Source organism: Terribacillus jepli (assembly GCF_047228925.1).
Lineage (GTDB): Bacteria > Bacillota > Bacilli > Bacillales > Amphibacillaceae > Terribacillus.
Map to the genome: position 1 here is coordinate 50,473 of NZ_JBFEGH010000012.1, position 12,509 is coordinate 62,981.

At 44.5% G+C, this 12,509-nt stretch carries 18 protein-coding genes; 10 read left to right on the top strand and 8 right to left on the bottom strand.

Annotated features, from left to right (window positions below; all coding sequences use genetic code 11):
* Window positions 1–3: 3 nt before the first annotated feature.
* Genes yhbY through AB1K91_RS13675 form a run of 4 tightly spaced genes read right to left on the bottom strand, consistent with a single transcriptional unit; the run spans window position 4 to window position 2,768 of the window.
* On the bottom strand, window positions 4–294 hold the full coding sequence (yhbY, locus tag AB1K91_RS13660) for a ribosome assembly RNA-binding protein YhbY (protein ID WP_413090526.1): 291 nt from the start codon (window positions 292–294) through the stop codon (window positions 4–6).
* Between the two features lies 1 nt (window position 295).
* The gene (gene aroE, locus AB1K91_RS13665; RefSeq protein ID WP_413090527.1) at window positions 296–1,132 is read right to left on the bottom strand and encodes a shikimate dehydrogenase; all 837 of its coding nucleotides are present in this window, start codon (window positions 1,130–1,132) and stop codon (window positions 296–298) included.
* 14 nt (window positions 1,133–1,146) lie between these two features.
* Complete coding sequence (gene yqeH, locus AB1K91_RS13670; RefSeq protein ID WP_413090528.1) at window positions 1,147–2,250, bottom strand: ribosome biogenesis GTPase YqeH; 1,104 nt, start codon at window positions 2,248–2,250, stop codon at window positions 1,147–1,149.
* A 2-nt stretch (window positions 2,251–2,252) separates the two neighbouring features.
* On the bottom strand, window positions 2,253–2,768 hold the full coding sequence (locus AB1K91_RS13675; protein ID WP_093727782.1) for a YqeG family HAD IIIA-type phosphatase: 516 nt from the start codon (window positions 2,766–2,768) through the stop codon (window positions 2,253–2,255).
* Window positions 2,769–3,157: 389 nt separating this feature from the next.
* Between AB1K91_RS13675 and AB1K91_RS13680 the strand changes: the two genes are divergently transcribed.
* The 9 genes from AB1K91_RS13680 to AB1K91_RS13720 all read left to right on the top strand — a co-directional run bounded on the left by AB1K91_RS13680 (window position 3,158) and on the right by AB1K91_RS13720 (window position 9,773).
* The gene (locus tag AB1K91_RS13680; protein WP_038561505.1) at window positions 3,158–3,298 is read left to right on the top strand and encodes a sporulation histidine kinase inhibitor Sda; all 141 of its coding nucleotides are present in this window, start codon (window positions 3,158–3,160) and stop codon (window positions 3,296–3,298) included.
* 169 nt (window positions 3,299–3,467) lie between these two features.
* Complete coding sequence (gene mbhE / locus AB1K91_RS13685) at window positions 3,468–5,825, top strand: hydrogen gas-evolving membrane-bound hydrogenase subunit E (protein WP_413090531.1); 2,358 nt, start codon at window positions 3,468–3,470, stop codon at window positions 5,823–5,825.
* Window positions 5,825–6,163 (top strand): Na(+)/H(+) antiporter subunit C, encoded by a 339-nt coding sequence (locus tag AB1K91_RS13690; protein ID WP_413090532.1) that lies wholly within the window; start codon window positions 5,825–5,827, stop codon window positions 6,161–6,163. The genes mbhE and AB1K91_RS13690 overlap by 1 nt, the downstream gene beginning before the upstream one ends.
* Entirely contained in the window at window positions 6,156–7,640 is a 1,485-nt protein-coding gene (locus tag AB1K91_RS13695; RefSeq protein WP_413090533.1) for a Na+/H+ antiporter subunit D, read from the top strand. Before AB1K91_RS13690 ends, AB1K91_RS13695 begins: the two co-directional genes overlap by 8 nt.
* Window positions 7,641–8,117 (top strand): Na+/H+ antiporter subunit E, encoded by a 477-nt coding sequence (locus AB1K91_RS13700; RefSeq protein ID WP_413090535.1) that lies wholly within the window; start codon window positions 7,641–7,643, stop codon window positions 8,115–8,117. It begins immediately after the preceding gene.
* Window positions 8,114–8,425 (top strand): monovalent cation/H+ antiporter complex subunit F, encoded by a 312-nt coding sequence (locus tag AB1K91_RS13705; RefSeq protein WP_413090536.1) that lies wholly within the window; start codon window positions 8,114–8,116, stop codon window positions 8,423–8,425. The genes AB1K91_RS13700 and AB1K91_RS13705 overlap by 4 nt, the downstream gene beginning before the upstream one ends.
* Window positions 8,406–8,798 (top strand): monovalent cation/H(+) antiporter subunit G, encoded by a 393-nt coding sequence (mnhG, locus tag AB1K91_RS13710; RefSeq protein WP_413090538.1) that lies wholly within the window; start codon window positions 8,406–8,408, stop codon window positions 8,796–8,798. The genes AB1K91_RS13705 and mnhG overlap by 20 nt, the downstream gene beginning before the upstream one ends.
* 113 nt (window positions 8,799–8,911) lie before the next feature.
* Window positions 8,912–9,610, top strand: coding sequence for an RNA polymerase sporulation sigma factor SigK (gene sigK, locus AB1K91_RS13715; RefSeq protein ID WP_413090539.1), 699 nt, complete (start codon window positions 8,912–8,914; stop codon window positions 9,608–9,610).
* Between the two features lie 37 nt (window positions 9,611–9,647).
* Window positions 9,648–9,773: a hypothetical protein gene (locus AB1K91_RS13720; RefSeq protein ID WP_413090541.1), complete on the top strand. Its 126-nt coding sequence runs from the start codon at window positions 9,648–9,650 to the stop codon at window positions 9,771–9,773.
* 27 nt (window positions 9,774–9,800) lie between these two features.
* Here the strand turns inward: AB1K91_RS13720 and AB1K91_RS13725 are convergent, their stop codons facing one another.
* The 3 genes from AB1K91_RS13725 to AB1K91_RS13735 all read right to left on the bottom strand — a co-directional run bounded on the left by AB1K91_RS13725 (window position 9,801) and on the right by AB1K91_RS13735 (window position 11,451).
* Window positions 9,801–10,028: a YrhC family protein gene (locus tag AB1K91_RS13725; RefSeq protein WP_413090542.1), complete on the bottom strand. Its 228-nt coding sequence runs from the start codon at window positions 10,026–10,028 to the stop codon at window positions 9,801–9,803.
* 81 nt (window positions 10,029–10,109) lie between these two features.
* A complete protein-coding gene (mtnN, locus tag AB1K91_RS13730; RefSeq protein WP_413090544.1) occupies window positions 10,110–10,802 on the bottom strand; it encodes a 5'-methylthioadenosine/S-adenosylhomocysteine nucleosidase in 693 nt (230 codons plus the stop codon).
* Between the two features lie 13 nt (window positions 10,803–10,815).
* Window positions 10,816–11,451 (bottom strand): YrrS family protein, encoded by a 636-nt coding sequence (locus tag AB1K91_RS13735; protein WP_413090546.1) that lies wholly within the window; start codon window positions 11,449–11,451, stop codon window positions 10,816–10,818.
* 218 nt (window positions 11,452–11,669) lie between these two features.
* Between AB1K91_RS13735 and AB1K91_RS13740 the strand changes: the two genes are divergently transcribed.
* The gene (locus AB1K91_RS13740) at window positions 11,670–11,924 is read left to right on the top strand and encodes a hypothetical protein (protein WP_413090548.1); all 255 of its coding nucleotides are present in this window, start codon (window positions 11,670–11,672) and stop codon (window positions 11,922–11,924) included.
* 45 nt (window positions 11,925–11,969) lie between these two features.
* Here AB1K91_RS13740 and greA read toward each other — a convergent pair whose 3' ends face one another.
* Complete coding sequence (greA, locus tag AB1K91_RS13745; protein ID WP_413090550.1) at window positions 11,970–12,446, bottom strand: transcription elongation factor GreA; 477 nt, start codon at window positions 12,444–12,446, stop codon at window positions 11,970–11,972.
* Window positions 12,447–12,509 lie beyond the last annotated feature (63 nt).

Below are 12,509 nucleotides of genomic sequence, written 5' to 3' on the forward strand. Positions count from 1 at the left end.
CCTTCATGGCAGCTTGATCAGTTTATGTTCTTCTGATTCTCTATAGAGGATGATTGTGCTTCCGATGATTTGGACGACAGAAGCTCCAGTACCCTCTGCAATGGCTGCGGCTACATCCTCTTTCTCGTCCAAACAGTTTTGCAGAAGACTCACTTTGATCAATTCCCGTTTTTCCAAGGCTTCGCCGATTTGGACAAGCATATTATCGTTCACACCGATTTTCCCTACCTGGAAAATTGGTTTCAAATGATGCGCTTGAGCGCGAAGATATCTTTTTTGTTTACCTGTTAACATATTATGCCTCCGTTAATCTTTGTTCCAGTTGATTCAATAGGTCCCCGACTACGACCTGCCGGCCCGACCAAATTTCAAATGCGTATTGTGCTTGATATAAAAGCATGCTATGGCCATGATGAATCAGTGCTTCCTGCTGCTTGGCCGTATGAAGCAGCTGTGTTTCGATCGGTTTGTAGACGATATCACTGACCACTGCCTTCGGTTTCAAATTGGTTAACGGAATGATTTGTTCCTCTGCATTCGGACTCATCCCGACACTTGTTGTGTGAATGATGACATCATAGTCCGCCAACTGCTGCTGTGCCTCCTGGAGTGTCATGGTTTTGGAAATTGTTTCAGGCTCCTGCAATTCCAGCAGCTCCTCCGCTTTGGAGGCAGTACGATTGGCGATATCAACATATCGTAATCCATGCGTAACCAGCGCCCGATAAATTCCTCGGGCTGCTCCTCCGGCACCAAGCATAAGTACATGCAAACTTTCTTTCGAGGGCATGATTTGTTCCAATGCCCGTACATAGCCTGACCCATCCGTATTATACCCGATCCACTTGCCGTTCTTTCGCACAGCTGTATTCACAGCCCCGATTTTGGCGGCATCGGGATCAAGCTCATCCAGGAATGGGATGATACGCTGCTTATAAGGAACCGTAATATTGAAGCCATCTATCCCGCTTTGCATTAAAGCTGTGATTTTTTTATCAAAAACATCTGGTTCGATTGGGTATAGTTTATATTCTCCATCGATACCGGCCTGTTCCATGAATTGTGTATGGATCCATGGTGATAAAGAATGCTCCACTGGATGGCCGATCAGGCCTAACTTCAATATTTTCATTTTCTCGCTCCCCTTTAGATTAATGACCTGCGGATAGTTGCCGGAACGCCCTCTGGTGTATGGACAGTAACCGATGCAGGTTCACCCGACAGTGTAACCCATCCCAATCCAGGGATGACAATATCCGTTTTCTGTTCTTTTATCTTGAATGTTGTCTTTTGGAAAGGCGGAAAATGCTCGAGCTGCTCGCTGTGTGGCGGTGTGAGCAATTCCCCCTTCTGGCGTTCATAAAGCGCATCCGCATTCTCAAGCTTGGTACGATGGATATCGAGTGCGTTGGAGAAATAGCATACGAATGGCTGCCTTGTTCCCTTTTCGAAATCGATGCGAGCCAAACCGCCGATGAACAATGTCTGCTTGTCATTCAATTGGTAAATTCGAGCTTTGATTTCTTTATTCGGGGTGATGGTTTTCAAGTCTTTGTCGGTAACGTAATGAGCGATTTGCTGACGATTCACGATACCAGGTGTGTCATATAAAGAACTTCTATCATCGAGTGGAATGTCGATGAATCCAAGTGTCGTACCAGGATAATAAGAAGTCGTGATTGCATCGTTTATTCCTGTGGAATGTTTGATCAAGGCGTTGATGAAAGTGGATTTACCTACATTTGTACTGCCGACCACGTATACATCTTTTCCGTCGCGCAATTCCTGGATACTTTCCTCAAGCTCAGGCATTCCGATTCCCCGTTTTGCTGAAATCAAGTGTACATCAGCCACTTTGATGCCATATTCTTTAGCTGCCCCACGCAGCCACTGTTTGAGGCGATCATGATTTGTTGATTTTGGAAGCAAGTCCACTTTGTTACCAACTAAAATGATCGGTTTGTCCCCGACAAGCCGTTTGATGCTGCCGATGAAACTGCCGTTGAAATCGAATATATCCACCAGCTTGATGACAATGCCTTCTTTGTTACTGATTTCACTTATCAATGTAAAGAAGTCATCGTCCGTCACTGCGACATCCTGGACCTCATTGTAATGCTTGAGCCGGAAGCAGCGCTTACAGATGACCTCATCACTTTTCCCTAATGCCGATGCTGGGATATAACCTGGCAAAGATGCGTCTTCTGTTTGAATCGGTGCTCCGCATCCTTGGCAAATCAATTCTTCCACATTCATTCCTCCCATGTGATCTTTCCTTTTCTTCTGAAGTAGTTCAGTATCCGTCGTTCGATCATCCGGTTGATTCTGGTAATCTTCCCATCTGTTTTCACGATCGGTACGACGACGATCGTATAGAAGCCAGCCAAATTCCCCCCCAATACATCCGTCAGGAGCTGATCGCCAATCATGACAATTTCATCTTTTTCCAGATTCATTTGCTTCACAGCTTGCTTGAAGGCTCGTCCAAGCGGCTTTCTTGCACTATAGACAAAAGGTATCTCCAAAGGTTCGGAAAATACTTTCACTCGCTGCTCATTATTATTGGATATAATCGTAATTTTAATATCATGTGCACGCATTTCCTTGAACCAATCCGTCACTTCCGGTGTAGCATCGGCAACATCCCACGCGACCAATGTGTTATCCAGATCGGTAATGATACCTTTGATTCCCTGTGCTTTCAATTTCTCTGGCTTTATATCAAAAATGCTCTTTACATGCTCATTGGGCAAAAACTTCTTTAGCATTATGGATTTCCTCCGATCTCATGCACTTCAACAGTTACTTACCCATCATAAGGCATTTTTACGACGGTTTCAAAAAAATCTTTCAACGTTCTGCTTTTTTTCGACTATTCTCTATGTAAGAGGCATGAAATTAGAAGTAAAACCTTTCGACAAATCTCTACATGCTTCTTATTGTGGATAACTATGTCCACATCATCAACAGCTTCAGAAAACAATTTTGCACATTTATAAACACTTTATCTACAGGTTATGAACAGTTTTCTGTAGATAACTATCGTCTTGTCCCTCTATTTCTTTCATGATACATTATTAATAACTTATCAACTCCCCTACCCACGTACAGAAGATCTGCAAGATAGTAAGTTATCTCCAATCAGGAGGAATGCAAGATGGAACATCTGTCTGATGAATTGCTGATCGAATCTTACCACAAGGCGAACGAACTCCACTTGAGCCAAGAGTTTATTCATCTAATCGAGAAAGAAATCCAATCAAGGGGCTTATCACATAAGATCCGTTACACAAGCTAAAATATCGTCTCCCTTAAACCTTGCCGACTTGGTGAGGTTTTTTTTCTTAAACATAGCTATGTCAGTTGCAGTGCAGGCTTGAAGTCCTATAGAATTGGGTATAGGTCTTTTTAGGTTATCAATTATAAATGAAGTAATTATCTAGCTGAAAGAGGAGGACTGCCATAACATGATTGCAGCCATACTGATGCCATTTATTATCGCTTTGTGCATCCCATTCATCGCCAAATTCAAACACCGTATACATACCGGCTATGTGGCATTTGCCGCATCGCTATCGATCTTCCTTTATTTTCTCACGCTGCTCATCAGCGGTAAAACCGACATACTATACCATTACAGCTGGATACCGTCAATCGGGCTGGACTTGACGTTTTATACAGATGGTCTTGCCTTGTTCTTTGCTTTGCTGATCAGCGGGATAGGTGCCCTCGTAGCATTCTATTCCATTCATTATCTGGATCGGGAAGAAAGGCTGGGTTCTTTTTATGTCTATCTGCTGTTATTCATGGGAGCTATGCTCGGCATTGTAACGTCGGATAATATCTATGCACTTTATACTTTCTGGGAACTCACCTCCGTATCTTCTTTCTTACTGATCAGTTTCTGGTTCACCCGGAAAGCCTCCACGGACGGTGCCCTCAAATCCATGCTGATAACGTTCCTTGGCGGATTTGCTTTACTCGGGGGATTGGTGCTTCTTCACTTGGTTACAGGGTCAGCAAGCATCCGTGAGATATTGACGAAGGGTGACTTGATCCTTGACAATGATTGGTTCCCGCTGATTGTCGTGCTGCTGCTTCTTGCTGCCTGTACGAAATCGGCACAGTTTCCTTTCCATATCTGGCTTCCGGATGCGATGGAAGCTCCGACACCAGTCAGTGCATACTTGCATTCGGCGACGATGGTCAAAGCCGGACTCTTTCTGCTGCTCCGTTTCACCCCTGTATTCCGGGAAAGTGAAGCATTTTTCATCGCTGTCTCTATCATCGGTCTCCTGACTTTATTCTGGGGGTCTTATATGGCGGTCAGGCAGACAGATCTCAAGGGAATACTCGCCTTTTCCACAATCAGTCAGCTTGGAATGATCATGGCGATGATCGGTTACGGAACCGAAGCAGCCATCTTTGCTGCTATGTTCCATATACTCAATCATGCGACATTCAAGGGCAGCTTATTTATGGCTGTCGGCATCATCGACCATGAAACAGGCACTCGGGATATCCGCAGACTCGGTGGTCTTTGGAAACTCATGCCGATAACCGGAATCATCAGTATACTTGCCGCGTTCTCGATGGCTGGTGTTCCACTGCCCATCTTAAATGGCTTTTACAGTAAAGAAGAATTTTTCTCCAGCTCTTGGGATTTGTCAGCCGACCGTGCATTCGGTTCTGGCTTCGCTTCCGTACTGGCCGATATCGTTCCATATGCAGCTGTGGCAGGCAGTATCTTTACATTTGTATACAGCATGTATTTCTATTTCCGTACATTTACGGGGAAATCAGAGACAACTGTTGCTGAAAAAGCTCATGATCCGAAAGTTGGCATGCTATTATCGCCTGTTTTGCTAGTTTCAGGTGTGATACTCATCAGTATTTTTCCAAACTGGTTCAGCCGTCATTTACTGCAGCCAGCAGCGAATGCAGTTTATGGTGAGACAATGAAAGAGCATAGCATCCATTTCTGGCATGGCATCGTTCCTGCTTTGATCATGTCCCTTATCGTTGTCGTATTAGGAATCCTATTTTATATCACGAGAAGATATTGGACGGGGATTTATAAAGTGCTGCCTGGCAGGACTTCTGGAAATAAGGTCTATTCGGTCCTCCTTCATGCAAGTGAAAAACAGACCAAGAAACTCAATGACCATATCATGAGCGGATCACTGCGCCAGTACAATGCGATCATTATAAGTTTCATCTCGATTTTGACACTGCTGATTCTATTTGGGACGAACTCGTTCGATCTTTCGAATATTGATACTTCACCAGTTTCACTGCCGCAGAGCCTGCCGGAACTGGCGGTGGCAATCATCATGATCGCTGCTGCTTTTGGAAGCACTGTATCCCAAAGGAAGTTGACAGCTGTCATCATCTTGGGGGTAGTAGGATACGGGCTGTCCATCCTGTTTGTTCTGTTCCGGGCTCCTGACCTTGCCTTGACCCAATTGAGTATTGAAACGATTACAGTTGTTTTGTTCCTGTTGTGCTTCCGACATCTGCCGGAATTCAAAAGGGAAAGAAAAGAAAAGCTTTCCAAGAAGATAACCAATATCATCATTGCCTCACTCTGCGGCTTGATGATGATGTTTGTCGGATTGGCCGCCTACAGTCAGCGCCTGTTCCCTGCCATTTCCGATTACTTTATCGAAAATTCCTATAAACTAGGCGGCGGTGATAATATCGTCAACGTCATTCTTGTCGATTTCCGGGGACTGGATACATTATTCGAAATCACGGTATTGGCGATTGCTGCTTTGGGAATCTATTCTCTTATCAAATTGCGCCAAAAAGGAGGGGATCGCTAATGGAAATCATCATGATTGTGCTTGCCGGCATCCTCTTCGGGTTCGCCGTTTATAACATTCTGCAAAAGCGGCTGCTGCGTATCATCATCGGCACAGCCCTGCTGTCACATGCAGCGCATTTGTTCATCCTGACGATGGGTAAATTAAAACGTGGAGCATCCCCTGTTTTGACAGATGGAACAGAAAATTATACTGATCCGCTCCCACAAGCATTGATCCTGACTTCCATCGTTATCAGCTTCGGTGTCACCAGTCTGCTTCTCGTGCTTGCTTACCGGACTGTCAAAACGAATGGAACAGATAATATGGAAGAATTAAGAGGTAATAACCATGACTAATCTTGCTATTTTACCGATACTGATCCCATTCCTGGCCGGCATCCTGCTGGCGTTTACCCATAATCGAATCCTGCTTACTAGACGATTGGCAATTATATTTGCATTGATCCACGTGGCTGCAATGTGCTTCTTGCTCATCCACGTCGTTACCGAAGGAAGTGTCGTCTTGGAAACAAGTGACTGGATGGCACCGTATGGTATCATCCTGGTGCTTGACCCTTTGAGTGTATTACTGGTTTCGACTACATCCATCATCCTTCTGGCTGTAGTCTGGTATGCTCCTTCTTCCGTAGAGGAGGAACAAGAAAGCTTCTATTTTTACACATTCATTTTCTTGTTGGTTACAGGTGTATCTGGTGCATTTGTCACCGGAGACTTATTCAACTTGTTCGTATTCTTCGAAGTGCTGCTGATGGCTTCCTATGCCTTGATCACGCATGGAGGAAAAAAAGTACAGCTCCGCGAATCAATCAAGTACGTTTTGATCAATCTATTTTCTTCCATGCTCTTCGTTACTGCCGTTTCTTACATATATGCGGTTCTAGGCACTGTTAATATGGCGCAGCTGGCAGAACGAGCAGCTGCCGCTGATCAACCTGGCATCATAACGACGGTCGCCATCCTGCTATTCTTTGTCTTTGCGACGAAAGGGGCGGCATTCCCGCTCTATTATTGGCTGCCGCGTTCATATATAGTGCCGAATCCCGTTGTGTCGGCTTTATTCGGTGCTCTTTTGACCAAGGTGGGGGTATATTCCTTGATTCGTACCTTCACGCTCATTTTCCATCAGCAGCCTGAGATAATGGATCAACTATTCATCTGGGTCGGCAACCTGACGATGCTATTCGGTGTAATCGGAGCTTTGGCATCTCGTAATATAAAATTGATTGTTGCTTATAATATCATTCCTGCCATCGGTTTCATGCTAGTCGGAATCGGTGTCTTTAACAACGACGGGTTGAGCGGCAGCATTTATTATCTCCTGCAAGACATGATTGTAAAAGCGGCGCTCTTCCTGCTGGCAGGCACCATCGCGGCTCTGGCGGGTACTTCGGACATATCAAAAATGGGCGGTATGATTCGATCACATCCTGCTCTTGGCTGGATGTTCTTCCTGGCTGGTCTTGTGCTGGCAGGTGTTCCTCCTTTCAGCGGTTTCATCGGCAAACTGCTCCTTGTGCGGGGGGCGTTTGAAAAAGGGGAAACGGCAACAGTCATCATCATGCTGCTGACGAGCTTGCTCATTTTACTTTCCATCGTGAGAGCTTTCATCCGTGTGTTCTGGGGAGAAGGAGAAACGGGGTCAAAACAAAAGCGAAAGCATCTTCGTCATCTGGTACCTGCTGGATTCCTGATGCTGTTCACTGTTTTTCTCGGTATCGGCGCGGAAGCCATCCTGCCGACAGTACAGCATATTGCAGACTATCTTCTCGATCCACAAGAGTATATGGAGCTCGTGTTAAAGGAGGGGCGTTAGATGGCTTTTCAAATATGTATCAATCTGCTGGTTGCTTTCATGTGGATGTTCCTCGGCGAAACGTACAGCATCTCTGGGTTCGTAACTGGTTATATTGTCGGGATTGCCCTGTTATTCCTGCTGCGCCGCTTCCTGAAAGGTCCGTTCTATCTAAGACGTTTATACAAAATCATTGTTTTATTGCTGATTTTTATCAAAGAGCTCATTCTTTCCAATTTTGAGATCACAAAACTTGTTTACGCAAGACGATTGGATATAAATCCCGGCATCTTTACGCTGGAAACGGAATTAGAATCGGATTGGGAGATTACGTTATTGTCAACTCTCATTACATTGACGCCTGGCACAGTCACAGTTGCAGTTTCCCCGGATAAGAAGCAGCTCTACATCCACGCCATGGATATCGTTGACATGAAAGAAGCCGTGCATTCCATCAAAGATAGTTTTGAAAAACATATTAAGGAGGTGACACGATGAGCTTATCAGAAAGTGGATTTTCTACCATTATCCAACATTTATCCATCATTTGCCTGATCGCACTGAGTGTCTCCATCCTCTTGCTGATCATCCGGGTGATGAAGGGACCGACGAATGCCGACCGTGCAGTTGCACTCGATGCCATTGGTGTCAATATCATGGCGTTTGCTGCCTTGCTTGCCATCATCCTGGTCACACCTAACTTCAACGATATCGTATTATTGATAGGTATCCTTTTATTCATCGGGACAGTGGCAATCGCAATCTACTTGGAAAAGGGTGATTTGATTGATACAGAAGACGATTGACATCATCCTCGATCTTTTTATCATTATATTCCTTGCAGGAGGCACATTCGCCATATTTACTGCTTCTATAGGCGTATTGCGTTTCCCTGATATTTACACCAGGCTTCACGCAGCTAGCAAGGGGTCAACACTTGGTGTAAGCGGCATTCTCATCGGCGCTTTTATCTTCCATTACACTCAATATGGACTCATTAGCGGAAAACTTATCCTTGGCGTCCTGTTTATTATGCTGACTGCCCCAGTTGCCAGTCATCTGATATCGAGAGCGGCTCATCTTCGCGGAGCAAAACCATATGGAACCTTAAAGGATCAGTACCAAGAAGCAATCGATGCAGAAAAACGAAGACAAAAACAACAAAAGAAATCAAAGTGAATGCCTCCAGGCATTCACTTTTTCTTTTTCCGCTGGACAGACACGTTCTAAGGTTCCTTCACATAAAGTGAGTGTATAGGCAATCTTTGAGAGTGTACAGGAGGTGCAATGAAATGAGTATTATTGGTGCCATCGGACTTCTAGTGAAAGAAGCGATGTTCTTCGTTTCCTACGTAAAGAACCATGCATTCCCTCAGCCGCTCCCGCCCGACGAAGAAGCATTGCATATCGAAAGGATGCAGCACGGGGATGAAGTGAGCCGCAATAAGTTGATTGAACATAATCTGCGACTGGTCGCTCATATTGTGAAGAAGTTTGAAAATACCGGCGAAGACGCAGAGGACCTTATTTCTATCGGGACGATCGGACTGATCAAAGGAATTGAAAGTTATTCAAGCGATAAAGGGACAAAACTTGCTACATATGCAGCTAGATGTATCGAAAATGAAATCCTAATGCATCTGCGCGCCTTGAAGAAAACCAAAAAAGATATTTCACTTCATGATCCAATCGGTCAGGATAAAGAAGGTAACGAAATCAGTCTGATTGATATACTTCAAGCAGATAATGAAGATATCATTGAATATATTCAGCTGAATATGGAAGTAGAGAAGATCAAGGAATATATAGATATACTGGATGGCCGTGAAAAAGAGGTGATCATCAGCCGTTATGGACTTAATAACGAAGAAGATATGACACAGCGTGAAATTGCCAAGAAATTAAACATTTCCCGTAGTTATGTATCCCGTATCGAAAAGCGCGCCCTGATGAAGATCTTCCATGAATACTACCGTCAGCACCGGACATAAAAGCAATCCGTCAGTATAAGGAAAGGAGGTAATCAATATGTATGCAATCCCCCCTTCTTTCAGACACCATCAGCAGCGTACCAGTACCGGCGTGCTTATTGCTGCCTTCCTAGTCTTGCTTTTTGTAGGTGGTGCTTATGCTTGGGAGAATATATGGAAGTAAAAAAACTCCGGTTATATGCCGGAGTTTTTAGCTTTCCAATTGTTTTTTCCATCGTTCAATCGCAAACCAGATCACGATGCTAGTTACAACACATCCACCGGTCATAGCAAACAGGATATCCGCTTTATCTGAAGGTGTCAAATAAACATTGATCACCGATCCAAGGTATAAATAACTGCCGAGAATCAGAAGCGCCAATGCGAAACGACGGTAATCTGTGATTTTATCCAGCAGCTGTTGTTGTCTTTTATTCATCTTGTCGCCTCCTCTTCCAAACTAGCAACATTGTAACATAAAAAAAGACAGCAATTACCTGGTAATTGCTGTCATGAAAATTCAGTAGCGCTCGACCATCTTCATGATCATCGTCGCAGCATTGCGAGCAGCTTGATCAAGAAATGCATCGAAGGATACAGAGGACTCTTTACCCGCTATGTCAGATAACGCCCGAACGATGACAAATGGTGTTCCATAATGATAGGCAACTTGAGCCACTGCCGCTGCCTCCATCTCTGCTGCAAGCATGGCAGGGAACTTGTCCCTGACAAAAGCAACGCGAGCTGGGTCTGACATGAAACTATCGCCTGTGGCGATAAGACCGATTTCTGCTTGCGTATCCGGGAATTGATCGAGTACATCCTTTGCAAGCTGAATCAGCTTGCCATCCGCTTGGAAAGCTGGCGGCATCTGCGGTACTTGGCCATAAGCATAATCAAATGCAGTCACATCAACGTCATGGTGTACGACAGAATCTGATATGACGACATCCCCGACTTCAAGGTTTGCTGCAAAACCGCCAGCTGAACCTGTATTGATGATCGCCTTCGGTGCGTAACGTTCAATCAGCATGGCTGTAGCGAGCGCCGCATTCACCTTGCCGATTCCTGATTTTAAAAGGACAACCTGCTTATCGGATAATGTTCCTTCCGTGATTTCATATCCTGCTACAGTGATTTCCCTTTTGTTTGCCATCGTTTCCTTCAATAATGCTACTTCTTCATCCATTGCTCCAATAATGCCGATTGTCATTCTGTCTGCTCCTTTAATTCTTGTCGTTTTCTTTTAGAACTTCTACTTTACTTGCCTGCCAGCCTTCACCATCAAGCCAGCTTGCGAATACACGGAATGTCTCTTCTGAATCCGGTGCGGAGACTGTTGCGATTACATCATTGCCCCCGCTGCCGTTATTCTCGACCCACCAAACCGTCATGGATGTCGAATCCAAACCTACAGCTCCCCCGACAGCCTGCATCAACTCATTCCAGTCCTGGGTACCTTTTTCGAAGGTCGTCGTATGCGTTCCAGACTGTTCGGTACCCACCGGATCCCAATCCTTCGTATACGCTTCCTTCACATTATCATCGGAAGGTTCAGCTTCTTGTTTTCCTTCCTTCTCTTTTTCATCATCTTGCTTTTCTTTGTCACTTTCTTCTGTATCTTGTGCGTCACTGCTGGAATCATTGTTGCCTTGCACTTGTTCTGCTATGGTTTTTTTGCTCTGTCCATCATCTGTGTTGGCTTGATCATCCATTGTTGGCTTATCGTTTAAAACTGCTACGAGCAGCACGACGACTAAGGCCACACCCGCGATTGTCAGGACGACACTAAGCCACTTCCTAGGTTTTCTGCGTTTGTTTCTATTATTCAATCTGGAATAATCCTGATTATCATTCGCCATGCTCATCCCTCCTCATTGGTCTCTATTATACTATGAACCAGGTTGAAGCCAAAGTCATATCTTTGGCTGTTTTCACTTGATGATTTTGTTGAAGCATATCTAATTTTGACATACCGGAAGGATTATGTGCATATATATCTAACTATATAAACAATAAAAGCAGGTGCAACTGCGTTGGTCAGTCATCATGGTTCCTGTGGAAGGAGAGGAAGATAAACATGATGAAAGTGACAAGAATGGATACGAACCTTTGGGGACACGAATCGTTCGAGTATGTCGGCTACGACAAGGAAGCCGAGATTTTCTCTATCTTCTTACCGGAAGGATGCTGTCTGTCTTTTACCAGTGTGAAAGAACAAGTCGTCTTTTCATTTCTGCTTGCACTCGACAAAGAAAGTTTTATCCTGCAAAAGCTCATACCCTTTTTCCCTTTTGAGAAATCTTCCGGACAGTTAGTCAGTCAGGTTCCATAAAACAAGCTGCTTCCATATAATTCGGAAGCAGCTTTTGTTTTATGTCTATTCTACTTTAGTAATTTTGACCTGAATATCGCCACCTGGAGTGGAGACGGTCACTTCTTCACCGACTTCATTCCCGATCAAGCTTTTTGCGATCGGGGAATCGTTTGAGATTTTGCCTTCAAACGGGTCTGCTTCCGCACTTCCGACGATGGTATAGCTTTCCTCTTCCCCATCAGGCAGTTCAATGAAGGTTACCGTTTTACCCATGCCTACCATATCTGGATTATCTGTATCACTTTCAATGATTACAGCATTACGGATCATATTTTCTGTGGTAGCGATTTTGGATTCGACGAATGCCTGCTCGTCCTTCGCCGCATCATATTCGGAGTTCTCCGACAAGTCACCAAAGCCGCGAGCAATCTTGATGCGCTCAACAACTTCTTGACGACGAGTCGTCTTCAGATACTCCAACTCCTCCTCAAGTTTCGTCAAACCTTCTTTAGTCATGTAATATTGTTTTTCTGTAGCCAATTCAACCACCCCTTGAGCTCTAAAAGATTCTTTCCCTTTGCCTTACTTCTATAGCGTTTTCAT

What these genes read in the sequence shown, in the direction of transcription:
- yhbY (WP_413090526.1), bottom strand. Translation starts at nt 294, where the DNA reads ATGTTAACAGGTAAACAAAAAAGATATCTTCGCGCTCAAGCGCATCAT.
- aroE (WP_413090527.1), bottom strand. Translation starts at nt 1,132, where the DNA reads ATGAAAATATTGAAGTTAGGCCTGATCGGCCATCCAGTGGAGCATTCT.
- AB1K91_RS13675 (WP_093727782.1), bottom strand. Translation starts at nt 2,768, where the DNA reads ATGCTAAAGAAGTTTTTGCCCAATGAGCATGTAAAGAGCATTTTTGAT.
- AB1K91_RS13680 (WP_038561505.1), top strand. Translation starts at nt 3,158, where the DNA reads ATGGAACATCTGTCTGATGAATTGCTGATCGAATCTTACCACAAGGCG.
- mbhE (WP_413090531.1), top strand. Translation starts at nt 3,468, where the DNA reads ATGATTGCAGCCATACTGATGCCATTTATTATCGCTTTGTGCATCCCA.
- AB1K91_RS13690 (WP_413090532.1), top strand. Translation starts at nt 5,825, where the DNA reads ATGGAAATCATCATGATTGTGCTTGCCGGCATCCTCTTCGGGTTCGCC.
- AB1K91_RS13695 (WP_413090533.1), top strand. Translation starts at nt 6,156, where the DNA reads ATGACTAATCTTGCTATTTTACCGATACTGATCCCATTCCTGGCCGGC.
- AB1K91_RS13700 (WP_413090535.1), top strand. Translation starts at nt 7,641, where the DNA reads ATGGCTTTTCAAATATGTATCAATCTGCTGGTTGCTTTCATGTGGATG.
- AB1K91_RS13705 (WP_413090536.1), top strand. Translation starts at nt 8,114, where the DNA reads ATGAGCTTATCAGAAAGTGGATTTTCTACCATTATCCAACATTTATCC.
- sigK (WP_413090539.1), top strand. Translation starts at nt 8,912, where the DNA reads ATGAGTATTATTGGTGCCATCGGACTTCTAGTGAAAGAAGCGATGTTC.
- AB1K91_RS13720 (WP_413090541.1), top strand. Translation starts at nt 9,648, where the DNA reads ATGTATGCAATCCCCCCTTCTTTCAGACACCATCAGCAGCGTACCAGT.
- AB1K91_RS13725 (WP_413090542.1), bottom strand. Translation starts at nt 10,028, where the DNA reads ATGAATAAAAGACAACAACAGCTGCTGGATAAAATCACAGATTACCGT.
- mtnN (WP_413090544.1), bottom strand. Translation starts at nt 10,802, where the DNA reads ATGACAATCGGCATTATTGGAGCAATGGATGAAGAAGTAGCATTATTG.
- AB1K91_RS13735 (WP_413090546.1), bottom strand. Translation starts at nt 11,451, where the DNA reads ATGGCGAATGATAATCAGGATTATTCCAGATTGAATAATAGAAACAAA.
- AB1K91_RS13740 (WP_413090548.1), top strand. Translation starts at nt 11,670, where the DNA reads ATGATGAAAGTGACAAGAATGGATACGAACCTTTGGGGACACGAATCG.